Raw genomic sequence first — 24,129 nt, 5'->3', positions numbered from 1 at the left:
TAATCATCTTGCGATGACTTGTTTCCGATAAAGTTTTCTTCACGCACGTTGACGGGCACTTTTGAGTTTCCGCCTTTCGAAGTATTCGTCCCATGATGGGTCGAACGGATTGGCCTCGCATCTTATCTTTGTGTGTCGCTTGATTGGAATTTCTGTCAGTTGCTGTAATGTGAACTTATCCTTTATTTCTCCACATACATATTCAAAACCGAAAATCCAATTTCTGCCACCTTTTCGGATAAAATACTTCTTCCTTATCCATTTCCTTGACTTGTCGGTATGTCTGCGATATGACCATCTTTTAAGTTGATTTATTAAGATATGGTCACATCGGCAGAACACCTCCTTTGATACCACATGGCTGTAGTAGTTACCCCATCCCTTTATTATAGGATTGAGTTTCTCTATCAGCTCCTGCTGGGATGATGCCTTACCTTTGGTCAGCACAACCTCATGCAGCTTGTCAGTGAAACGTTTCTGACTTTTCTTTGACGGCTTTATTAACAATGTGCCGTTGTACTTCCGGACATTGAAACCTAAAAAGTCAAATCCGTCACTGATATGTGTTATCAGTGTCTTCTCATCGGATAGGGTAAGTCCTCTTTCCTTTAGAAAAACTGTCAACATTTCCTTTATTTCAAGTAACGTTTTCCTTTTGTCAGCAGTGACAATGAAGTCATCCGCATATCTTACGAGATTGACTTTGGGGCAGTAAAGTTTTCCATTGACATAACTTGCCTTGTACTTCTCTTTGAGCATCCTTTCCATGCCGTCAAGAGTTGCATTTGCAAGTGTCGGTGAAATAATGCCGCCCTGTGGTGTCCCTTCAATAGTCGGTTGAAGCAGTCTGTTGAATACAACTCCACTTTTCAGCCATTTTCTTAATATCTGCCTGTCGATTCGTACGTTATCGAGAAGCCATTCATGGCTGATATGGTCGAAGCAGCCTTTTATGTCTCCCTCCAATATCCATTCGGGAGAGCAATCCCTGCTTAGCCATCTGTGAAGCGCATCTATCGCATCTGCCGTACTTCTGAACTTTCTGAATCCGTAAGAGTTTGCATCCGCTTCACTTTCCGTTATGGGTTCCAATGCCATAAGATACAGTGCCTGCATGGCTCTGTCTTTCATGGTCGGTATTCCCAACGGTCTTGTCTTGCCGTTTGCCTTAGGTATGTTAACTCTTTTCAATGGGAGGGCTTTATATCCTCTCCGTGTCAAAGAACGTATAGCTTCTATTTTATTGGCATCGGTATCCCACTTTATGTGGTCAACCCCTGCCGTGCGTTTACCTTTATTGGAGGTCACTTTCCTTACTGCCAATGCCTTGGCTTCGAACGAAGTGACAAGCAGGTGCTGCAAGGCTTTAACCTTGTTGTACCTCTTTTCTTTATGAGCCTTTGCTATTCGGACTTGCAGCTTTCTGACCTTTCGTTCACATTTGGAGAAGTCAATGCTTTTCCATGTTGTGTTACGCTCGGCTGAAGATGCACACTCGGCTTTCGCCTTGCTCCTTTGCTGTTTCTTCATTTCGTTAAAGTTCTACAATCGTTTCACAAAGAATTACCCTGCGGAAGTCTGCCTGCTTTCGCATGAGGTGACGTTTAAACCTCTATCTTCCGCATTACACGGAAGCGTTCGCTTTCTCCGCAATCCTTTACCCGCACATCATTCGGCTTCTCTTGCGATTGGCTTACCTGCCCGATAAAGGACAGGAGAGATACGGGCTTACCAAGTTCCGTACAAGTAACTTACGACCGACTTAAAGTCCGCCCATCCACCGGCAGTGCTGCATCCGTGTAGTCCTGAAAAAGAGAGAACTATCCTGACTGCCCGCCATTTTGGCTATAGCTTGTAAATATCCGTAAGCTATTCTTTTGTTACGATGGTGCAGCGGTTCACATACGTTACTCATATCGGTCAGCCTAACAGCCTATACATTGGATATTTCTGCATAGAACCATATTGTCAAGAGGGCTTCGCACCAAACAATTACTCGTAAAGCACGCCTCTTTAGGCTACTGTTGACGGAACAACAGGTTCAGACATTATGCTGAACAATTACTTGTACGACTTCTTGTCGCACATTTATAGTGCAAAAATACAAAAAACTGTATGATATCCCCAAGAATCAGAATTTATTTATAAGGCAATACTTTCAAACTACCGTTTGTTATTACGATCATACGTTTAATGAAATATGAAGATGTCCCAAAATAGAATGTAGGAAATGAAAATTCTATTTTGCGACATCTTCATATAAATCGGGCAGTACTTATTTGGCTTCTGCTGAAGGAGGAACGGCATTGTCTTCGCTGCCCCATGCTTTATTAGGTTTATTGCCCATTGTCAGTACTAATTTACCTCCGTTTTTCAAATCGTCATGGCTGAACCAGGGTTTTTCCCATTTTTGACCGTTCAGTGTAGCCGATTGGATGTACTTATTTTCGTCGGAAGCATTCTGGGCTTCGATTTCAAATACGGAACCGTTGCTGAGTATTATTTTTGTATTTGTGAAAAGTGGACTTCCGATATTGTAGATTGGTAAGCCCGGAGTGACAGGATAAAAACCCAATGAAGAGAAAACAACAAATGAAGTCATACCTCCGCCATCTTCGTCCCCAGGTATTCCCATGAGGTCATTACGGAACCATGTTTTCAGCATCTGACGGATACGCTTCTGCGTTTTCCAGGGTTGACCTGCATAATTGTAGAGATAAGGTATGTGTAATGATGGCTCATTTGCCATAGAAAACTGCCCGACATTACCCGTGTGGTCAGGTAGTTTTGAATAGAATTCATATTTACTGCGTCCCAGCGGTTCACTGAAAGTACGGTCGAGATTGGAGATGAACTGCTCTTTTCCTCCCATTAGGTTGATGAGGTCGGCCACATTGTGAGGTACATCCCAACGGTAAACCCAACCATTGTTCTCTCCATAATATTCGCGGGCGCCCATACCACCGGAATAACGGTAATCGAACGGTGTAATCCACTTGCCTTCCTTATCTTTCGGGTGGAAGAAACCGGTCTCTTTATTGAAGATATTCCGATAGTTGTAAGAGCATTGCAGATAGTGGGCGGCTTCGTCTTTCTTACCCAATAATTCTGCGATACGAGAAAGACACCATTGGTCGTAGCTGGTTCCTAATGTGACAGCGACAGGTTGACGCTTTTCGAAAGGGTGTACATTCGGATCTGTTTCCTTTTCATCCGGGCGAAGGGCGGGGATATATCCGTTTTCGCGGTAGAAGTTGTCCAACCATCCGGCAGCGGCTCCCGACCAGGGCGCAAGAGTTTTTTCTTCCATTCCTTTCCGGCACGCTTCATAGGCTTTCACCGCATTTATGTTCAGTCCTTTAGCCAGAGCGTCGGCTATGGTGGCAACGGCATGATTGGAGTTCATGCGGCGTGAGTCACCTGTAACTTCAGGGAAGGTAGGCATCCACATTGTTCCCATCTGTTCCGCCATTAACAGGAAAGAAGCAATGATGTCTTCTTCTTTTTTGGTGTCGATCAATATACGAAGTGGATGTGCCGCACGGTATGTGTCCCAAATCCAGTCATCGTTATAGAAAGGCGTACCGTTGTCATCATGTACCTTGCCGTCAAAAGCACTAAAGTAACGGCCACCGGCTTCACTCATGCAGATAGGGCGCTCGAAAGTACGGTAGAATGAAGAGTATAATACAGTCTTGTCATCTTCTGTTCCTCCTTCCACTTTGATACGTCCTAGAGTTTCGTTCCAGATTTGGCGTCCTGCTTTTGCCAGGTTTTTTATATTGTAGTCTTTCAGTTCATTACGCATATTCTTTTCTGCTTGTTCTTCACTGATGAAAGATATGCCGTAACGAAGACTGACTGTTGTTGTACCATCGGCAAAACGCCATGCTGCACAAGCATTGATGCCTTCCGCATTGTCTTTGCTGGCTTCGATGACTCCGTCTTTTAAGATGCCAGTGCTTACCGGTTTTTCCTGTGGTTCGATATATACGTACACATTGGTGTTGGCACTTAATTGCTGATGGCCGCTGATAAAGTTTTCGCCTACATGAATCGAACCATTACGGGAGTTTATAATGATATAGGCAGGTTTGTCTGCCTCAAATGTGATCCGGTAGAGAGCCGACTGATGGGAAAGGGCATATTCTGCTTTCATGCTGTTGTCGTTCAGGTCTACTTGATACGAGTAAGGCGTGATATGTTCGTTATCGTAGTTGTAGGTTATGATCGGACGAAGCTCTTTTCCCTGATAAGGACTAAGGTTGAACGCGGAACGTTCCCGGTGATTGGTGACAATCAACGGCAGCCCGTTTAACAATTCGGTGGTATAATCCGCACGTTCGGGATAGACACGAAGCATACTGTTTGGTAATTGAATGGTCGGAAACGTGGGAACTAGCAGATGGCTGATATTCCCTATGTATGGATTGACATAGTCGACCGGTGTCCGGTTAGTGGTTTGTGATTGCTCTCTATTACATCCGCTTAACATTGCAGCAACTGTGATTGTAGCAAAGAAATGTAAGATTCTCATGGTACTTTTATTTTTAATCGTTTTTAATCCTCTTTTATCTTCATTTTATCTGGCTTCCGGGTTTGTGAAGGCAGCTTTCAAAGTCGGAAGAAAATCCTTCTTGTTATCGCATTTAAAGAAACCGCTGAAATCATTCCGGTCTCCGTCTCCTATTTTAATAACCAGTTTATTCCATCCTTGCAATAGAGGGATTTCTTTATAGATTACCTCGTTACGTCCGTCGTGAGATATGCTTGTATAGGGGGTGTCATTAATGAATAATTCACGAGTTTTTGCTTTTAACATCAGAGAGAGTTTTGGCATATTAGGCTCTATCAGCAGGTCATCCAGAGGGCGCGGGCTGAATACGTAGAATTCCAGTGTCCATCCGTTATCTTTCTTTACGAATTTTTCTTTGGTTGCTACGGGGAAGTTTATCTGTTCATCACGCAGGAAGAATACTTCATTAATATTGGTTTCTGGCTTCTGATAGCTTATTCCTGCATTTTTTAAGATCATACTTAATGTGTTGTATCCTTTTTCTGAATTGGCGAATTCGGTCAATGTACTTAAATAAAAGGAGGAAGCACCTTGCTGGTATTTAACAAATACCGGAGTAGTGGACGTACATTCGTATTCACTGCGGATTGTTCCGGCAGTTTTGATTTCCTCCGGACGCTTGTTCCATTTGCGCCAGTCAGTCTTACAAGCGTTCAACAAGATATCCCCTTCTTCTACGAATGTGCCTTTTAATGAATAATTGGAAGCATCCGCTTTTTGAAGTTCGCAGAAATAGAAATCAGAATTGTTAAGTCCTTGCATCCATGCTTTCTGCACAGGTAGGAAAGAGGAACGTTTCAGTGGTTCCAGTGCGACAGGAAGTGGTAGAATATCATTGTATCTGCCTACTGTTTCCGGTGTAATTCCCCAAATCCATAAATCTGCACCTTTGGCGAGTTGTTTCTGTATTTCCTTTTGGGTAGTGTCATCTAACACTTGGCTGCCATCTATGATGTAAAGCAGTGAGGAGGGAGTGGTGATTTTAGAAGCGAATGCTACTCCTTGTGCATTTAACAGGTGTTTTACTTTGCTTTCTGGATTGCCGATAAATACTACCTCCTTATAATTTTTGTCCGGATTGGTAGTTTTGTGAGCTTTATATTGCTCTTTGTCGATGATGGCATAAGGAGACCATGCTGGTGCGCCCGGAGCATTGGCAGCACGTAAGGCACTATACATCGGCCATTCTTGATAGAGTGGCAAGGTGGGATCATAGCCAGGATTGAATGTAGTGCAATAAGGTCCCACACGTTCTGGTTGTACACCCGGAATCCCCTCTTTGTACTCACCGAAAAATACACCATCTTCTCTAACATCAGGTGCTTTGGTAATGTCTTTTTTACCGAGTGGGAGTGGTTTTAGCGCATACCATGCCATATTGAAAACCGTACTGTATGAAGCCCCCATCCGGCGTTGGTTGGCTATTAGGTTGTAACATTCGTTAGCTAACCCTTCCATACGTCCTTCTTGTGATTCGTAGGCACGTTCTCCGTTATATTTGGATACTTGCTCAGGTGTGCCGTAATATGCCATACTGTGTTCACCGATTCCCCAAGGCTTTCCGATATTAATCCAGTTTTTCATGGAGTTGATGTCTCCGTAATGTCCTACGGTCACGGGTAATATACCATTACCGTCGTCTTCGCCGTCAGATGAAATCCAAGGACGGGTAGGGTCGTACAGACGTACAATGTCACGCCATTCTTTCCATGCTTTTTGTTGGGCGGGGATTAATTCGGGACGGTTATATACATGCAGGATAACAGGTTTATTTTCATTGCTGATACTCCAACCGAAAACGGATGCATGATTGCGGTCACGCAGGACGAAACGCTTTAAATGTTCTTTCGATGCTTCCCAGAAGTGATCTGAATCTAGTTTCGGACCGCCGTCGCTAGCCCAGTTAGCGGTCTCATTCAGTACGCAGATTCCCATTTCATCCGCCATATCCATATAAAAACGAGGATAAACCTGTGCGTGCGGACGAACTGCGTTGCCGTTCATGCCTTTAATAGCGGTAAACCATGCCCATGCGTAGCGGCGTGTCATTTGCGGGATACCCATGAAGTGCCAGGAGTCTCCGTGTAGAGCATAAGGTTTGCCATTGAGGTATTGTGTGGTTCCCTGTAATGTCCATTCACGCCAACCAAAACGTTCGTATTTCGTGTCGATAGTTTGTTTCTTGTCCTTGATAGAAAGTAACAAGGCATACAGATTCGGTTGTTCGGGAGTCCAATATTGTAGTATATTCTCATTGACAGGTACTTGCAGTGTTATTATCTGTGATGCATTAGCTGCAATTGAAACTTTGCGTGGTGCGACCTGTAATGCTTCCGTACCCAGTGTCCATGCGGGAACGGGAGCGGAGTTTATGTCCGTTCCGGCGTAATTTATCCATTCTCTGACATTGCCTTGCAGTTGTATGTCAGCTTTCCGGTTGGTTTTGTTTTGTATGGTTACTTCGATTTCTAATGTATTCTTGGCAACCAATGGTTTCACATATACATCTTCTATATGTATTTGGGGTAAAGCTAACAGATATACATCTTGCCAGATACCGTTGATGTGATATCCCCACATAGAGCCTCCTGGGATAATACGGCGGCCGATAGTTGAATTATCTTCAAATAAGGATTGGCTGCGCACGCCTACAAGCACCTCTATTGTTTCACCGGGAGTGACTTTATCCGTGATGTCGAAGCTAAATGGCAGAAATAAATCGAAATTTTCACCTATTTTTTCCTTATTGACATAGACTTCTGAATATCCTGCGACGGCTTCAAAGTAAAGTTTGATTTGCCGGCCTGTCCAGTTGGAAGGAATTGTTATATTTTTTTTCATCCATGCCATTTTCACTTGTTCCCATTCTTTCGGATAAGACGGATAGTTACGGTGGTCGGGACCTTCGAGATCACGATAACCAAAAGCGTTGATATTCCATGGAGAAGGTATTTTGATGCGTGTCTTACTCCAGTTACTACCATCTTTCGGGAGTGGTAATTCGGGAGCTGCTCCTTTACCTTGTTTATAGTCTTTCGGTAAAGCAATGGGTTGGAAATCCCAATAGCCATTTAAACAAATTTCTTGGCGATGCTCTTTCTCGGTTTTATTCACCAGACCTTCACTGGGAGCGAAAGGATAGGGATAGAGTAATTTTTGACTGTTAGTCGCCGTTTGTGCATTTGTCTGTACGGGCTGTAAGGTAAAACTTGCCAGCAAACTGCACAATAGGATTAGATTTTTTTTCATATTTGTACATTAATAGTTTTTCTGATATTATTAGTTAACGGCAAAGTAAAAGGAAAAGTATTAAAAAGGAGGAATGAAATGGCTTAATCTGGGATTAAAAAGTGATTAATTGCATAAAAATATTTGTTTTTCCTTTAAGTAAAGGAGAAAAAAGACTTTTAATCATCTTTTGTAGGCTTGGATAATATTATGAATAAGGATGATTTTGTTTTACGCTTGACAGCTTATTTTTCAGGTGATTGATAAGAATCCCTATAGTCAAAGTTTGTACGACAGTGGAAGAAGATGGAAAGTTCGCCCTTTCTTTTGATGGAGGGATACAGTTGGACCATTGTCACAACTACAGGGAACTGGACTGTTTATGATGATTTTATAGTATCAAACATACAATTATCAGTCGGTATTCATATGATGAAAATTCATATACTCGGTCCTATGAATATTGATTGTTTTGAATTCTGGTAGAAAAATAGTAAGGTGATGTATCAAAATTGATACCCTTTGAAACAAAGTTTATAGACGAAGGTGAATATACCCCCTATCTTTGCCTTCATCTATTTTGATTAAAAGCTTGTGTAAATCAGGAATACTTTGTTGCCATGAAAACAACCCCTTGGATAAAACTATGTAAAGGTGCGGCACTTGCATTAGCAGTCTCTTACGGACTGACTTATTGCCATACAACTAAAAGCAAGTTGACTTTGGAACAGAAAGGTGATAGCCTGACTGTCATTCACATCACCTATCCGGCTAATTATATATTGCTTCCTATAGAAGAGGAAGCAATGGAAAGTCAGGTTCTTCTGGATACAGGAGAGGCTACAGATACCGATATGGATATTCGTCTGGCACAGACAAAAGTGGACTATTTTGTTCCGCTTGCCTTACCTGCCGGAGCAAAGACTGCTACCGTACGTGTGCGTAATAAATCAAAGGATGCACTTTGCTGGAAAGAAATCAAACTATCTGATACATTTGATACAGCCAATACAGATAAGTTTCGTCCAGTTTATCACCATACTCCTCTGTATGGTTGGATGAATGATGCCAACGGGTTGGTCTATAAAGATGGAGAATATCATTTGTACTTTCAATACAACCCTTACGGTTCCAAATGGGGAAATATGCATTGGGGACATTCCGTCAGCAGAGATCTTGTGCATTGGGAACACTTACCTCCGGCTATTGCCTGTGATACATTGGGACATATCTTTTCCGGCAGTTCTGTTGTTGATAAGGAGAATGTGGCTGGCTATGGAGCGGGGAGTATTCTGGCTTTTTATACTTCTGCTAGTGACAAAAACGGGCAGAACCAATGTCTTGCTTTTAGCAAAGATAACGGACGGACATTTACGAAATACGAGAAGAATCCCATCCTTTGTCCTTCTGACGGTTTGAAAGATTTCCGCGATCCGAAAGTTTTCCGGTATGAACCGGAAGATAAGTGGGTTATGATTGTTTCTGCCGATAAGGAAATGCGTTTTTATGACTCGAAGAATCTGAAAGACTGGAATTATATGAGCAGTTTCGGAGAAGGGTACGGAGTGCAACCTTGTCAGTTTGAATGTCCGGATATGGTGGAACTTCCGATAGATGGAGAGATAAATCGTAAGAAATGGGCGTTGATAGTAAACGTGAATCCGGGATGCTATTTCGGAGGGAGTGCAACCCAGTACTTTACAGGAAACTTTGACGGAACGAAATTTATTTGTGACAATCAGCCAAATGTCACGAAATGGCTGGATTGGGGAAAGGATCATTATGCTACGGTCTGTTTTTCGAACACAAGTGATCGGACGGTTGCCATACCTTGGATGAGTAACTGGCAATATTGCAATATTGTTCCGACAAAGCAATTCCGTAGTGCCAATGCTTTACCGCGTGAGTTGGGACTTTATACACAAGACGGTGAGCTTTATCTTTCGGCGGCTCCGGTGGCAGAGACGAAAACTTTGCGGAAAGAAAACAAGGAGATTCCTTCTTTCACCGTATCCAATGATTATCATATTGATTCTCTACTGACTGATAATAACGGAGCTTATGAATTAGCATTGGAGATTACTACCGGCAAAGCGGAGATTATGGGCTTCAGTCTCTTTAATGATAAAGGTGAAAAGGTAGATATCTATTTCAATCTTCCTGAAAAAAGACTGGTAATGGACCGGACGAAAAGTGGTATCGTAGATTTCGGAAAGAATAGCGTCCCTCATGAAATAGAAGCTCATGACCGTAGAAAGACGACTTCGATCAATTATATCGATGATTTCGCATTAGCTACCTGGGCGCCGATAAAAAAAGAAAATAAATACGCTTTGGATATCTTTATTGATAAGTGTTCTGTAGAAATATTCCTGAATGGAGGAAAAATAGCAATGACGAATCTGGTTTTTCCATCGGAACCATACAACCGTATGTGTTTTTATAGTAAAGGAGGAACGTTCAATGTTGATTCATTCAATGCGTATCGATTAGGTTTATAATATAAGGTAGAGGTTTACACAATAGATATTTTCATAGATTCAGTAAGAGCAATGGGTATTAGTTGCTTAAAGGTTCATAGGTTAGATTTATAAGTTAGGTTTTGTAGATTAGAATTAGGTGTTGGTAGCTGTCAGATGTGAAATCCGGCAGCTACTTTTTATTTGCCGGGTCTTGTTGGCTATTGTCGATTATTCTTCGATTTCAATTGTATATCCCCCTTGGAATATCTCATCCGGTTGCAGGTGCTGTATCCAGTCTTTATCTTTATATTCCCCTGTATAATGTGCGCGGTCGCAACGTCCATACCAAGGCTCGATGCAGACAAAAGGAGCATTCTTTGCAGGTGGCGACCAAAGGCCGACTACCGGAGCATTGAAGTGTAAACTTAAATAAGCCCGTTTCTCCTTATTAAATAAGGTGACTTTGCGAACCTGGCCGTTTTCCAAGATCAAAGCATCTTTATCAAAAGTATGAGTATCCAATGGTAACAATCCGTCTGCCAACTCTAAGGAATACTCAACAGAAGGATCAGCGCATCCCTTTTCAGAAATAAGAATATACTTCAAGCCATCTTTCCTGTCGAATCCGAAGAACCCTCTTTCTAAACTGTTCGCATCAAACTCCGGCCAGTAGAAAGCAGGATGTGCCCCAATCTGAAAATACATTTCTTTGTCGCCGGTATTCTTTACTTTCCATATCACCTCAATTTGCTTTCCTTGAATGCGATAACCTATTTCCAGACAGAATGGAAACGGATATTTTTGCAAAGTCTCTTCATTGCTGATAAGGCGGTAATGTACTTCATTTTCTTTTTCGGAAACAAGCGTAAATTCCATGTCGCGTGCAAATCCATGTTGGGTAAGTGTATAAGGAATCCCTTCATTGCGATATTCATTTTCCCATACGCTTCCGACAATAGGGAATAGGACAGGAGAGTGACGTTTCCAAAAAGCAGGATCCGCTTGCCACAGATATTCTTTTCCATTGGCGAAGATGCTGCAAAGTTCCGCTCCATGCGGAGATACTTGAATGGTAAGTTGTTCGTTGGAGATTGTTTTCATATCGTTCAATTTTCAGTTGGTTACAATCGGTAACTGACTTTTTTTATTAATCGTTTTAATTATAACTACTTTTTAAAAGCTTATATCATTACGCAAAGGTAATATTTTCCCACTGACAAGAGAATATCTTCTCCATAATTCTTGTGATGAGAAAAATAATGTATAAAACCCTATAAAATAGCGTTCTATGCAACAAATGTTACAGCCTTTGAAACATTTTTTTCAGTCGATTGACGTAAATCAACCGTAATTTGCATTATCGATAAAGATAAAATTCGTACTTTTAATTTAATAACATCAAACTAATGCTTAGTATTATGAAGAACAAAAAACTTCTTTGCAGCGTTTGTTTCCTGTTTACTTTCATGTCAGTCCTTTGGGGACAAAACATAACGGTGAAGGGAAACGTTACTTCAAAGACTGATGGGCAACCGATTATTGGTGCTTCCGTAGTGCAAAATGATTCTAAATCAACTGGAACTATTACCGATTTAGACGGAAACTTTACTCTTAGTGTACCGGCAAATGCATCATTGGCTATTTCTTATATAGGATATAAGGAAGTGATTATTGCCGCTAAACCTTCCTTGAAGATAGTGATGGAAGAAGATTCTAAGATGATTGATGAGGTGGTTGTGACAGGTTATATGGCTGAAAAGAAAGCCAGTCTGACAGGTTCGGTAGCCGTAGTGAAGATGAAAGAGGTGGCAGACATACCTACCGGTAATGTGATGTCAGGTTTGCAGGGGCGTGTAGCCGGTATGAACGTGACAACTGATGGTAAACCCGGCGGTGGAAACACGGATACTAAATTACGTGGTATTACTACCATTAACAATTCTTCCCCTCTTTATGTGATAGATGGTGTTCAGACGCATGACAATGTAGCTTCTATCATCTCTTCCAATGATGTCGAATCCATTCAGGTGTTGAAAGATGCAGCGTCTGCTGCGATCTATGGTGCTCAGGCTGCTAACGGGGTCATTATCATTACCACAAAACGTGCTAAGGAAGGCGATGTAAAGGTAAGTTTTGATATGTCGCTCACTGCCCAGACTTTTGCCGGTGGTATTGATATGCTTGACGCTTACCAATGGGGCGATGTTTATTGGCAGGCCTATAAAAATACTTTTGGAACTTATCCAAACAGTGTTGTCTATGGAAATGGAGAAAAAGCCCAACTGCAAGAATATTATTTCGACCAGAATGGAGTGAAGATAAAGTCGGGCAATACTGATTGGGCAAAGGAGATATTTGGTACGGCTTTGATGCAGAATTATAACCTTTCCCTCTCTAAAGGATTTAAGGATGGTAATGTGGCTCTTACCTTAAACTATATGAATCAAGATGGCCTTTGCCGTAATACAGACTACGAACGCTTTAATTCGCGTTTAGCTTCTAATTTCCGCTTTGTGGATGGTAAAGTACGTGTGGGGGAAAGCATCTCGGTGAACCATTGGTTGGAACATCTTAATCCTGCCGGTATAGAAGAATTGGTTATTGCGCAGCATCCGGCCATTCCTGTGTACGATGAAAACGGAGGGTATGCCGGTGGTTATGTGGATATATTGGGAGATAAACCGAATCCCATTCGCTTGACGGACAACGAAGCCAATAATCGTCACAAAAGCTGGCGTATCTTTGGTAATGTTTATTTGGAAGTAGAGCCTATTAAAAATCTGGTATTGAAGAGCCAATTTGGCTTGAATTATACTACCGGTTTCAACTCAACCTTTGTCCCAAAATGGAGCGAAGCCGATCGGAAAGTAGATGTAAATGAACTGACCGTACGACAGGATAATAGTGTACAATGGGTATGGTCGAACACGGCTAATTATAGCATAGATTTCGGGAAGAATAATATCAGTGCTGTGATAGGAACCGAAGCTAAGAAGGAAAATGGTGAGCATTTGCAGGGGTATGGTCGCGGATTGGTGATAGAAGACCTTGACTATCGCTATCTGGACACTGTGACTGAAGGAAAAAGTGTGGGTAACAATGCTTCTACTTATGCTATGGTTTCTTACTTTGGTAAGGTGAACTATGCGTTCGATGATAAGTACCTCATATCAGGAACGGTGCGTCGTGATGCTTCTTCACGTTTTGGTAAAGGGAACAATTCAGCCATCTTTCCTTCTGTATCAGCTGGTTGGAGAATGTCACGCGAAAAATTTATGGAACGTACGCAAAACTGGCTTTCAGACCTTAAATTACGTGCATCATGGGGAATTAATGGTAATGACCAGATTGACAACAATGCTACTTACAACCTTTATTACACTAACATGTCCAATGGTTCATACAACTTCAATGGTGATGGTGCAACAGTCGTACCCGGTGTACAGAAAGATCGTTCGGGTAACAACGACTTGAAGTGGGAAGAGACCAAGCAGTTGAACTTTGGTATTGATGCCGCTTTCTTTGATAACCGTTTGGGCTTGACTCTGGACTATTTTCAAAAGAAGACCACTGGTATGCTAATTCAAAAACCTTATATAGGTGTGATTGGCGAAGGTGGATATAAATGGTATAATGCTGCCAGTATGGATAATAGCGGTGTGGAAGCAACCTTTACTTGGCGGGATGAAATAAAGGATTTCAAGTATGACATTTCGTTCAACATTTCTTATTATAAGAATGAAATTACCGAACTTCCGGATGTTATCAAATATACCTGGGGAGGTGGTAACGGTGTGGACAAAACTATTGTGGGACAACCTTATGGCTCATGGATGTCATATAAAGCCGATGGTGTATTCAAAACAAAGCAAGAGGTATATGAATATCTAAGCAAATATGATGTACAGATTGGAGCTCCCGGTGTGGGACGTATTCGCTACAAAGACCTTAACGGTGACAACGTCATCAATACTGCCGATATGGATTGGCAAGGTAGCGATCAACCTAAATTTATCGGTGGTTTAAATATCGGTGCATCTTACAAAGGGTTTGATCTTTCCGCATTCTTCAATGGTATGATTCGCGATGCATGGAATAACTCTAAGTTTTATACCGACCTATTCCAAGGCTGGACAGGTAATCACTCTGTACGTCTGATGGATGCAATGCATGCTTGGAATGATTATGAGCAAACCGGAGTTTATAATTGTGACATCCCTGCACTGACTGTGGTGGACAATAATGTAGAAACACGCAGTTCTACTTTCTTTATCGAAGATGGTTCTTACGTGAAGCTGAAGACTTTAACGCTGGGCTACACTTTCCCGGATAAGTGGATTAAAAAAGCACGTCTTTCCAATTTGCGTGTGTATCTGCAAGCACAGAACGTTTTCACACTGACTAATTATACGGGTGCCGACCCTGAAGGACTGGGCTATCCATATCCTCAGCCTCGCACTTATACATTCGGTCTATCACTTGGTTTTTAATTTTTATCCTAAATACAGAACATTATGAAATTGAAATATATCTTTGCAGCAGGTGTTATGGCACTATTGGCAAGTTGCAATGAGAGCCGTTTTCTTGATATTAAACCACAGGGTACACTCAATGACGATTTGTTGGCATCGGCTGACGGTGTGGAACTCCTGGTAACTTCGGCTTACGCCGGATTGAAAGGTCCCAATCGTGAGATGCATTGGGTACCAATGACGAATTGGACGTATGGCGAAGTACGTTCGGACAATGCTTATAAAGGCGGTGGCGGTGTAAATGACGGTGACTTTTGCACGCTGCTTGAAACCTTTAAAATAGATGCTACATGGAGTAATGCCGACGAAAAATGGTTTCAACTCTATTGCTGTTTACAACGCTGTAACAGCGCATTGAGGGTAATGAACACGCTTGACGAGAACTCTTTGTCAATACTTAAAAGTCGTAAGGCTGAAATGAAGGTGATTCGTGCACACTTCTTCTTCGAACTGGTTCGCCTTTTCAAGCAAGTGCCTTATTTTGATGAAAATGTGGAAAATGATGACTATAAGTACATCCCCAACAACCAGTATACCCGTGAAGAACTTTTGGGTAAAATAGCACAGGAATTTCTCGATGCTGCCGACGATTTGCCTGATACTCAATCTCAAGTAGGTCGTATCACAAAGAACATAGCCTATGCCTATGCCGCTAAAGCCATACTCTATCAGGCCTATCAACAAGATGACAATAACCAAGTGGTTGCTATTGACAAGCAGTTGCTGGCTGAAGTGGTGACTCTTTGCGACAAAGTGGGTGCACAAGGAAAGACGTATGATCTTTTGAATGATTTTCAGAAACTCGATCAATTGGAATATGAGAATGGAGTAGAGTCTGTGTTTGCCGTACAATATTCGATGGATGATGAAACCGATGGTGCCGGGAACATAAATTGGAGTAATTTGCTCAACGCCCCTAAAGGTCCTTATGGTGGTGACGGATTTTTCTTGCCCAGCCAAAACTTAATCAATGCCTATAAGGTAGATACCTATGGATTGCCTTTGTTTGATACTTTCAACGCCGATGACTATGGAATATATGAAGGAAGTGAACTCACTAATGTTGACGCAACTGTAGATCCTCGTTTGGATTTCGTAACCGGTCGTCCGGGCATTACTTGGAAAACATATACTGTCGAGCCTTGTAAAGCAAATTGGGTGCGTAACAGTGGCGAATATGGTTTCAACTGTACCAAACGCTTCTATATTTCTCCGGAGAGTGACGAGATGTTCCAAGGTTGGCCTTGGGGGGCTTCCCATCTCAATTGGCAGATTATCCGTTATGCCGACGTGTTGTTGTGGAAGGCTGAAGCGCTGATAGAAATAGGTGAAACTTCCGGACTGGAAGAAGCCCGCAAAATCATTAACCGTATTCGTCTGCGTGCCAAGAATAGTCCTTATGTAAAAGACTTTAAGGATTCAGACCAGAATGCAGCTAATTACTTGATCGGTGAATACCCTTCTGAAGGCTGGAATCAAGAATTAGCCCGCAAAGCACTACGTTGGGAACGCCGCATGGAATTTGCTATGGAAGGGGATCGTTTCTTCGACCTAGTACGTTGGGGTGTTGCTGCGGAAACTATGAACAGTTACATTGGCGTGGAGCAAAACAAACGTGTTTATTATCGTGGTGCTCGCTTCGTCCGTGGCAGAGATGAATATTTGCCTATCCCTAATGCACAATATAATTTCTCTGAAGGTAATTATGTGCAGAATCCTGGATATGGTAAGTTTAACTAATATGAATTCCTTAAATATAGATATGATGAAACTAAAGAGATATTTAATTAGCACTTTCTGTCTGTGCTTGTTCACGGCTTGCGACGGTGATGATAACTTGTTATGTTATGGCACTCATACTGAAATCGAAGGTGATGTTACCACATTCGGAGCTATTGGTGATGGAAAGACAGATTGTTCGAAAGCCATTAATAGTGCAATTGCCTCCTTACCTTCCGAAGGGGGAGTGGTGGTTATTCCCGAAGGTGATTTTGTACTTGATGCTCCCATTGTGATTAATAAGCACAATGTGACGATTAAGGGATTAAATCCCGGTATGCGCAGCAATATTGACGTGAATGGAATCAACGATCTGCTGGGACCTGGTGGTGGAAGCAAACTGGTTGCCCGCAATGCCGAAGCAGCTATAAAAGTAGAAACAGACGTGAAGGGGTTAAAGATTATGAATCTGATGGTGTCGGGTGGGACGGAAGCCAAGAACATCGGTATACATTTTACAGGCACGAGCGATAATGGAATACTTTCTAATATTATTGGCATAAATCTGCATACCGGCATCAAGATAGAACAGGCAAAGAATATGCAGATAGTCAACTGCTGGGTATGTGAACTTCCTAATAGTATCGAACTGATTGGTGGTGAGAATATGATTATAAAGAATTGCCAATTAGGTGCACAGCCCACTGGCATAACCTGTAAAGCGCAGGGAGTGAACAAACTGTCATTCCTTAATAATCAGGTCTACCCTGATGGACGTGAAAATTTAGTGCTTGATGATTGCAATAATAGTGTTATTGAAGGTAATAATTTCAAAAGCTACTATAATGGTATTCTTGTGTTGAGTGGCGATAACAATCGGGTAAATAAGAACATCTTTTGGCTTACAGGAGCAGTTCAGAATCAAATGCTCGACCATGGCGAGGATTTTGGTATAATCAACGTAAAAGGTAACAACAATACGTTTGTGTCCAACAGTTTGTCATGTGAATGGGCTTATGCTGATGCTGTGGCTGTAAATGCCACTCAAGGAACAGGCAACGTGTTCAAGAACTGCTTTATAGATAATTTGGAGAGCTATCGGGTATTCTTGGTGAACACAGAAACTGAAGTCTCTAATTGTGTATCATCTGATAAGGTGAGCATAATAGAATAATTTCCTCATCCTATACCATTATTAATATAGTAACACCATGAAAATAAATAAATTCTTGATAAGCGGATTGTTCCTGATGTTGGGCACATCTTGCAGTAATGATGATACCTATGCGCTTTGCGATGAATGTAAAGGTCAGAAGATAATAGATATAACGCAATTCGGACTTCCGACTGACGGATCTACCGATTGTGCAGATCTTATAAATGCTATTATAGCCGATCTCCCGCCCGAAGGAGGAACGATACTTATTCCCGAAGGGACTTTTCGCCTGGATAGTCCCATTCAGCTTACACGCAATTTCGTAACACTGAAAGGTGTGAATGATGAAACGGTTGTTCCTGTTGCTGACGCTAAAGGCAGTCGTTTGGTACTTGGAAATGCCGAATATGCATTGCATGTGGCTCCTGTTGCCGATATAGGCGGACGTAAAAATCGTATTAGCGGGGTGGAGGTAAGCGGACTTACCCTTGTGGGGAAAGCCGACCACCAAGGAACCGGAATCTATGTAGAGCATGACAATGACCGCCTGCATTTCTTCAATATTAAGATGGAAAATATGTATCAGGGCGTTAAACTCCAAGGATGTGATGCCATTACATTAGCCCGGATAGATGCAACCGATGTTGTGAATGGCATTGAAATGAATGGTGGTATACAAAATATGGTGACCAATTCTGCTTTCGGTTCATCGCAAGGCGGTGTGGCTGCACGTATTTCGGGAGAAAGCAATCTGATTTTCTCTCACAACAAACTAACGGCGAATGACGATTGGTGTGCCAACTTTACTGGCTGTAGCCGAGTGAATATTTCGGATAATGAATTTACCGGAAACAAAATGACTTTCTTTGAATTAAGCGGGCAAAACAACTTGTTAAGTGATAACTTGTTCACGGTAAACCAGAGCGATAATCAACTCAATGGCAAAGAAGCCGACTATGGAGTAATTCATGTGAAAGGTGAATACAATCATTTCACGTCGAACACCATAAATGTATCTTGGAGTGAAGGTATAGAAAATCCCACTACAGTGAATGCTGCGGAAGGAGAAAATAATCGTTTTGCAGATTGTACGATAGAAGATAAAAACAGTAATCAAGTATTTTATATCAGCGAATTATCCGAAGTGATAGATTGCGGAGTAACGGAAGAAAATATTAAGGTGAAACCGTCCGGGCTTGATTTGACAAATGCAGCTTATGTGATAACGTATAATAGTCCCGAAGAGATAGAAGATGATGATGAAAAAGCCTCTTATGCATGGTTCAAGAAACAGTTTGTGAATGGTAAAGTTGTCACTCCTGCCATGTTGACTAGTGAAGATCTTTCTGTTTACGATGTTATTTGGGTGCATATAGACCGTGTAGGCATTGGAGCCGGATGGGATAAGTTACCTTTGTCTACTGATGCGATCGCTGCCTTGACTACGTATTATAAGAATGGAGGGAATCTGTTCTTGAGTAATCATGCGACTCAGTTGGTTGTACCATTGGGGCGTACCGAACGGGCTCCAGGGATATTTGCAGATGGTGAAGGAGGAGATGGCGCGGACGTTTGGACGATTAATGCCAACATCGGAATGGAGTATGATCATCGGAGTCATCCAGTGTTTGCCGGTATGGTTACTTCCGACCAATTCTCTCATGAAACGTTCCCGCTGATCGGTCCCGGACGACGTGAAGACCATAATTGTATGTGGGACTTGAATTCTTATGGTTTCCCCGGTCTTTATCCCAATGCAGGGAATATAGTAAAGGCATTTGAAGAAGAAAACAATGCTACCGTTTTAGCAACGTGGGGACACGTGACGGATTATTGTTGTGCCGGAATGGTGGAATTTGCTTCGACAGCGGAATATCAAGGTACATGTATAGCCCTTGGGCTCGCTGCTTATGAATGGAATCAGAATAGTAATCTTAACGTTTATCAAGATAATATTGTGCTCATGACGAAGAATATATTGCATTATCTAAGCGCTAAGAAATAGGTAGGTAACATTTTTTCTATCTTCTGAAACAAAAGTGATAGGTGTAACTATCCGTTACGCCTATCTTTGCATGGTAACAAATAGAAGACAATGAATATTAATAATTAACTCTAATACCATCTGACATGAATGTATTATTCTCGTTTAAACAAGTACAGACCTTTTTGGCAATTCTGCTTATGATGATTTTCTCATTTTCGGATGCTTCAGCCGATACTTCTTCTTTATTAATAAAAGATTTGGGTGAAGGACATTGCCTGGTACATATAAATACAAATCAACGTTATTTGCTTTTACCCGTAGAGGAGGTTATGCCTGATGTACGTGTCAGCATGATCGTTAATAATAAAGAGGTGAACGTTGCGGATGTTCGCCTGGCAGTGAACAGAGTGGACTATTTTGTTCCACTGGATCTTTCGGACTATGCAGGTAAAAACATATTATTGAAATTTAAATTAGGTTCGAATGATCCGATACGGGGTAAACTTTCCGCTGTTTGCTGCAAAGAAATGAAATTGTCCGACACGTTCGATACGGGCAATCGTGAAAAGTTCCGTCCTACTTATCACTTCTCACCTCTTTATGGATGGATGAACGATCCCAATGGGATGGTATATAAAGATGGTGAATATCACCTTTTCTACCAGCACAACCCTTATGGCTCCAAATGGGGCAATATGCATTGGGGACATGCAATCAGTAAAGACCTGATAAATTGGGAACATCGTCCCGATGCTATTACTCCTGATGCGCTTGGTACAATTTTCAGCGGTTCGGCCGTAGTAGATACTGATAATACTGCCGGATTCGGTGCGGGTGCTATTGTTGCAATTTATACGCAGAATAGTGACCGACAAGTACAAAGCATTGCGTATAGCACAGATAATGGACGTTCTTTTACAAAATATGAAAATAATCCGGTATTGACGTCTGATGCCCGTGATTTTCGCGATCCGAAAGTATTCTGGCATAAAGAGACTCAACGTTGGATTATGTTGTTGGCAGTAGGACAGGAAATGCAAATTTTCTCTTCTTCCAATCTGAAAGACTGGGCCTTTGAAAGTAGTTTCGGTGAAGGACAAGGTGCACATGGCGGTGTTTGGGAATGTCCTGATTTATTTGAACTTCCAGTAGACGGCACGAACGAAAAGAAATGGGTATTGCTTTGTAATTTGAATCCCGGAGGTCCTTTCGGAGGAAGTGCCACCCAATACTTTGTCGGAACGTTCAACGGAAAAGAATTTGTAAACGAATCACCCTCCAAAACCAAATGGATGGACTGGGGGAAAGACCATTATGCTACCGTGACTTGGAGCGATGCTCCCGACAACCGTCGCATCGCTATCGCATGGATGAGCAATTGGCAATATGCAAACGATGTTCCTACCTCTCAATACCGTAGTCCGAACTCTGTTCCTCGCGATTTGAGCCTATTCACCGTAGATGGCGAAACTTATCTTCAGTCGGCTCCCTCTCCCGAACTGCTGAAACTGCGTGACATCTCCAAGAAACGCTCGTTCAAAGTGAACGGAACACGTACCATCAAAGACATGATTGCCGGCAATGAGGGTGCATACGAAATAGAACTGATTATCGAAAATCAACATGCGGATGTAATCGGCTTCCGTCTCTATAATGACAAAGGCGAAGAAGTGGATATGCAATATGACATGAAAGAAAAGAAATTCTCGATGGACCGCCGCAAGAGCGGAGATGTAGGTTTCAATGAGAACTTCCCAATGTTGACTTGGACGGCCATTGAAAGTGGAAAAGATGAATTGAAACTCCGTCTGTTTGTTGATAAATCCAGTGTGGAAGCCTTTGGTGATGGCGGACGTTTTGTGATGACTAATCAGTTATTCCCGTCGGAACCTTACACTCATATCGACTTTTACAGTAAAGGAGGAGCGTATAAAGTAGAATCGTTTGTGATCTATAAGTTGAAGAAATAAGCTCATTCTTCTTACTCTATGCGCTCTTTTCTCGTTTCTTTAGAGTAAATACTTCTTTCCTTATGGAAGAGTACGTCTGTCCTAGTGGAAGAGTTCTACTAAAGTGCGGAGACACTTTCTTCAAAGCCACGGTTCTGTTAGTTCGTCACGGTCGTGGTAACCCAACAAGACCGTAGCTTTAAAGTAACAAGGAACGGGAGATACATCAACTATATAAAGGACTGATGCATACATTGCCATAGGGTTATGTGCTCCGCCCTATGGAAACAGAATTCATCATATAAAAGATAAAACAATGGAAAACAGTAAAAACTCTTCCCTCTCCAAACTAATCCCGGTGATGCTTTGCTTCTTCGCCATGGGATTCGTTGACCTGGTAGGCATTGCCTCCAATTACGTAAAGGCAGACCTTGGTCTGTCGGACTCACAGGCGAATATCTTTCCGTCACTGGTATTCTTCTGGTTCCTGATTTTCTCCGTACCCACCGGCATGCTGATGAGCCGTATCGGTCAGAGGAAAACAGTATTGCTTAGTTTGATTGTGACTTTCGCTTCTCTGTTGCTGCCCATTTTCGGCGACAGCTATATGCTGATGCTGATTTCCTTCTCTCTCCTGGGCATTGGAAATGCGTTGATGCAGACTTCTCTGAATCCGTTACTTTCCAATATCGTGCGTGGCGACCGCTTGGCAAGTAGTCTGACTTTCGGCCAGTTTGTGAAGGCCATTGCTTCTTTTCTGGCACCTTACATCGCCATGTGGGGAGCGACACAGGCCATTCCGACTTTCGATCTAGGCTGGCGCATCCTGTTCCCTATTTACATGATTGTAGCTGTCATCGCTATTCTTCTGCTCAATGTCACACAGATTGAAGAGGAAAAAGAAGATGGCAAACCGTCTACTTTCGGACAATGCATCGCCCTGCTTGGCAAGTCGTATATCCTGCTTTGTTTCATTGGTATCATGTGTCATGTCGGCATCGACGTAGGTACGAACACTACCGCCCCGAAGATTCTGATGGAGCGCATCGGCATGGGATTGGATGATGCTGCTTTTGCAACCAGTCTTTATTTTATTTTCCGTACGGCGGGCTGTTTTCTGGGTTCTTTCATCTTGCGTAAGATGTCTCCGAAATCTTTCTTCGGCATTAGTGTGGTGATGATGTTGATTGCCATGATCGGTTTGTTTATCTTCCATGAAAAGGCAATTATCTATGCTTGCATCGCTTTGATTGGTTTCGGCAACTCCAATGTGTTTTCCGTTATCTTCTCGCAGGCATTGCTTTATCTGCCGGGTAAGAAAAACGAAGTTTCCGGCTTGATGATTATGGGACTTTTCGGCGGGACGGTGTTTCCGTTGGCAATGGGAGTGGCTTCGGATACTTCCATGGGACAGAATGGTGCTATCGCCGTAATGACGGTGGGCGTGCTTTATCTCTTGTATTATACGTTCCGTATCAGAAAATAATTTTATAACTTTGGAAACAATAAAACCAGTATATCATGAATAATATAATTGTAGGAATGGGCGAAGCACTTTGGGATGTGTTGCCCGAAGGAAAGAAAATCGGTGGTGCTCCGGCAAACTTTGCCTATCATGTATCACAGTTTGGTTTTGACAGTCGTGTAGTGAGTGCCGTAGGCAGGGATGAACTGGGAGAAGAAATTCTGAAAGTATTCAACGAGAAGAAGTTGAAGATGCAGATCGAACAAGTAGATTATCCTACCGGTACGGTGCAGGTGACGCTCGATGACGAGGGCGTGCCTTGTTACGAAATCAAAGAGGGTGTGGCGTGGGACAACATTCCCTTTACGGATGAGCTGAAACGTCTGGCCTTGAGCACACGTGCTGTTTGCTTCGGTTCGCTGGCTCAACGTAATGACGTGAGCCGTGCCACTATCAATCGCTTTCTGGATACGATGCCCGATATAGACGGACAGCTCAAGATATTTGATATCAATCTCCGCCAGGATTTCTACTCAAAAGAGGTATTGCGTGAATCGTTCCGCCGCTGCAACGTCCTGAAGATAAACGACGAAGAACTGGTGACTATCAGCCGTATGTTTGGTTATCCCGGTATCGATTTGCAGGATAAATGCTGGATTCTGTTGGCAAAATACAACCTGAAGATGCTGATTCTCACTTGTGGAATCAATGGCAGCTATGTGTTCACTCCGGGCGTTGTCTCTTTCCAGGAGACGCCCAAAGTACCGGTTGCCGACACAGTGGGTGCAGGCGATTCTTTTACGGCTGCTTTCTGTGCTTCCATTCTCAATGGAAAACCGGTGCCCGAAGCGCATAAACTGGCTGTCGAGGTTTCTGCTTATGTCTGCACACAGAGCGGTGCGATGCCCGAACTTCCGCAGGTTTTGAAAGATAGACTGATGTAATTCTTTTATTGATAGTAAGCATAGAGGTATATTTCATTTCGTGGGGGTGTACCTCTTGTTTTTTGTACGTACGAAAGATACAGGCATAAAAAAAGGAGCAACGCCTTGCTC

General features: G+C 42.4%; 13 protein-coding genes. 8 read left to right on the top strand and 5 right to left on the bottom strand.

Translation table 11 applies throughout. The features are described from left to right. Positions 1–39: 39 nt before the first annotated feature. The 4 genes from ltrA to NXX38_RS24215 form a co-directional block, all read right to left on the bottom strand. Positions 40–1,530, bottom strand: a complete 1,491-nt coding sequence (gene ltrA / locus NXX38_RS24230) for a group II intron reverse transcriptase/maturase (RefSeq protein ID WP_258978446.1) — start codon at positions 1,528–1,530, stop codon at positions 40–42. A gap of 232 nt (positions 1,531–1,762) precedes the next feature. Next, positions 1,763–1,915 (bottom strand): hypothetical protein, encoded by a 153-nt coding sequence (locus NXX38_RS24225; RefSeq protein ID WP_167511788.1) that lies wholly within the window; start codon positions 1,913–1,915, stop codon positions 1,763–1,765. 360 nt (positions 1,916–2,275) lie between these two features. Beyond that, positions 2,276–4,537 (bottom strand): GH92 family glycosyl hydrolase, encoded by a 2,262-nt coding sequence (locus NXX38_RS24220; protein WP_148364651.1) that lies wholly within the window; start codon positions 4,535–4,537, stop codon positions 2,276–2,278. A 45-nt stretch (positions 4,538–4,582) separates the two neighbouring features. After that, a complete protein-coding gene (locus NXX38_RS24215) occupies positions 4,583–7,825 on the bottom strand; it encodes a glycoside hydrolase family 2 protein (RefSeq protein WP_217721208.1) in 3,243 nt (1,080 codons plus the stop codon). Between the two features lie 599 nt (positions 7,826–8,424). Here NXX38_RS24215 and NXX38_RS24210 point away from each other — a divergent pair. After that, positions 8,425–10,305: a DUF4980 domain-containing protein gene (locus NXX38_RS24210; protein WP_258981437.1), complete on the top strand. Its 1,881-nt coding sequence runs from the start codon at positions 8,425–8,427 to the stop codon at positions 10,303–10,305. A gap of 189 nt (positions 10,306–10,494) precedes the next feature. Here the strand turns inward: NXX38_RS24210 and NXX38_RS24205 are convergent, their stop codons facing one another. Further along, positions 10,495–11,367 carry an aldose 1-epimerase family protein gene (locus NXX38_RS24205; RefSeq protein WP_148364653.1) on the bottom strand — a complete coding sequence of 291 codons (873 nt, stop codon included), beginning with the start codon at positions 11,365–11,367 and terminating at the stop codon, positions 10,495–10,497. A 305-nt stretch (positions 11,368–11,672) separates the two neighbouring features. Between NXX38_RS24205 and NXX38_RS24200 the strand changes: the two genes are divergently transcribed. The 7 genes from NXX38_RS24200 (at position 11,673) to NXX38_RS24170 (ending at position 24,018) form a co-directional block, all read left to right on the top strand. After that, positions 11,673–14,756: a TonB-dependent receptor gene (locus NXX38_RS24200; RefSeq protein ID WP_258981435.1), complete on the top strand. Its 3,084-nt coding sequence runs from the start codon at positions 11,673–11,675 to the stop codon at positions 14,754–14,756. A gap of 24 nt (positions 14,757–14,780) precedes the next feature. Beyond that, positions 14,781–16,538: a RagB/SusD family nutrient uptake outer membrane protein gene (locus NXX38_RS24195; RefSeq protein WP_258981433.1), complete on the top strand. Its 1,758-nt coding sequence runs from the start codon at positions 14,781–14,783 to the stop codon at positions 16,536–16,538. Positions 16,539–16,560: 22 nt separating this feature from the next. Further along, entirely contained in the window at positions 16,561–17,691 is a 1,131-nt protein-coding gene (locus NXX38_RS24190) for a glycosyl hydrolase family 28-related protein (protein ID WP_258981431.1), read from the top strand. A gap of 37 nt (positions 17,692–17,728) precedes the next feature. Beyond that, a complete protein-coding gene (locus NXX38_RS24185; protein ID WP_122137802.1) occupies positions 17,729–19,678 on the top strand; it encodes a DUF4960 domain-containing protein in 1,950 nt (649 codons plus the stop codon). Positions 19,679–19,803: 125 nt separating this feature from the next. Continuing rightward, the gene (locus NXX38_RS24180) at positions 19,804–21,630 is read left to right on the top strand and encodes a DUF4980 domain-containing protein (RefSeq protein WP_258981430.1); all 1,827 of its coding nucleotides are present in this window, start codon (positions 19,804–19,806) and stop codon (positions 21,628–21,630) included. Between the two features lie 295 nt (positions 21,631–21,925). After that, complete coding sequence (locus NXX38_RS24175) at positions 21,926–23,095, top strand: MFS transporter (protein ID WP_258981428.1); 1,170 nt, start codon at positions 21,926–21,928, stop codon at positions 23,093–23,095. A 35-nt stretch (positions 23,096–23,130) separates the two neighbouring features. Next, entirely contained in the window at positions 23,131–24,018 is an 888-nt protein-coding gene (locus NXX38_RS24170; RefSeq protein ID WP_004311736.1) for a carbohydrate kinase, read from the top strand. The last annotated feature ends 111 nt before the right edge of the window (positions 24,019–24,129 follow it).

It is taken from the genome of Bacteroides sp. BFG-637, from assembly GCF_024793605.1.
Classification (GTDB): domain Bacteria; phylum Bacteroidota; class Bacteroidia; order Bacteroidales; family Bacteroidaceae; genus Bacteroides; species Bacteroides vicugnae.
Note: the sequence above shows the minus strand (reverse complement) of the source record. Positions and strands in the feature narration are given on the sequence as shown.

Excerpts from the sequence above, each read along its gene's own strand:
- ltrA (WP_258978446.1), bottom strand. The coding sequence starts at position 1,530 with ATGAAGAAACAGCAAAGGAGCAAGGCGAAAGCCGAGTGTGCATCTTCA.
- NXX38_RS24225 (WP_167511788.1), bottom strand. The coding sequence starts at position 1,915 with ATGAGTAACGTATGTGAACCGCTGCACCATCGTAACAAAAGAATAGCT.
- NXX38_RS24220 (WP_148364651.1), bottom strand. The coding sequence starts at position 4,537 with ATGAGAATCTTACATTTCTTTGCTACAATCACAGTTGCTGCAATGTTA.
- NXX38_RS24215 (WP_217721208.1), bottom strand. The coding sequence starts at position 7,825 with ATGAAAAAAAATCTAATCCTATTGTGCAGTTTGCTGGCAAGTTTTACC.
- NXX38_RS24210 (WP_258981437.1), top strand. The coding sequence starts at position 8,425 with ATGAAAACAACCCCTTGGATAAAACTATGTAAAGGTGCGGCACTTGCA.
- NXX38_RS24205 (WP_148364653.1), bottom strand. The coding sequence starts at position 11,367 with ATGAAAACAATCTCCAACGAACAACTTACCATTCAAGTATCTCCGCAT.
- NXX38_RS24200 (WP_258981435.1), top strand. The coding sequence starts at position 11,673 with ATGCTTAGTATTATGAAGAACAAAAAACTTCTTTGCAGCGTTTGTTTC.
- NXX38_RS24195 (WP_258981433.1), top strand. The coding sequence starts at position 14,781 with ATGAAATTGAAATATATCTTTGCAGCAGGTGTTATGGCACTATTGGCA.
- NXX38_RS24190 (WP_258981431.1), top strand. The coding sequence starts at position 16,561 with ATGATGAAACTAAAGAGATATTTAATTAGCACTTTCTGTCTGTGCTTG.
- NXX38_RS24185 (WP_122137802.1), top strand. The coding sequence starts at position 17,729 with ATGAAAATAAATAAATTCTTGATAAGCGGATTGTTCCTGATGTTGGGC.
- NXX38_RS24180 (WP_258981430.1), top strand. The coding sequence starts at position 19,804 with ATGAATGTATTATTCTCGTTTAAACAAGTACAGACCTTTTTGGCAATT.
- NXX38_RS24175 (WP_258981428.1), top strand. The coding sequence starts at position 21,926 with ATGGAAAACAGTAAAAACTCTTCCCTCTCCAAACTAATCCCGGTGATG.
- NXX38_RS24170 (WP_004311736.1), top strand. The coding sequence starts at position 23,131 with ATGAATAATATAATTGTAGGAATGGGCGAAGCACTTTGGGATGTGTTG.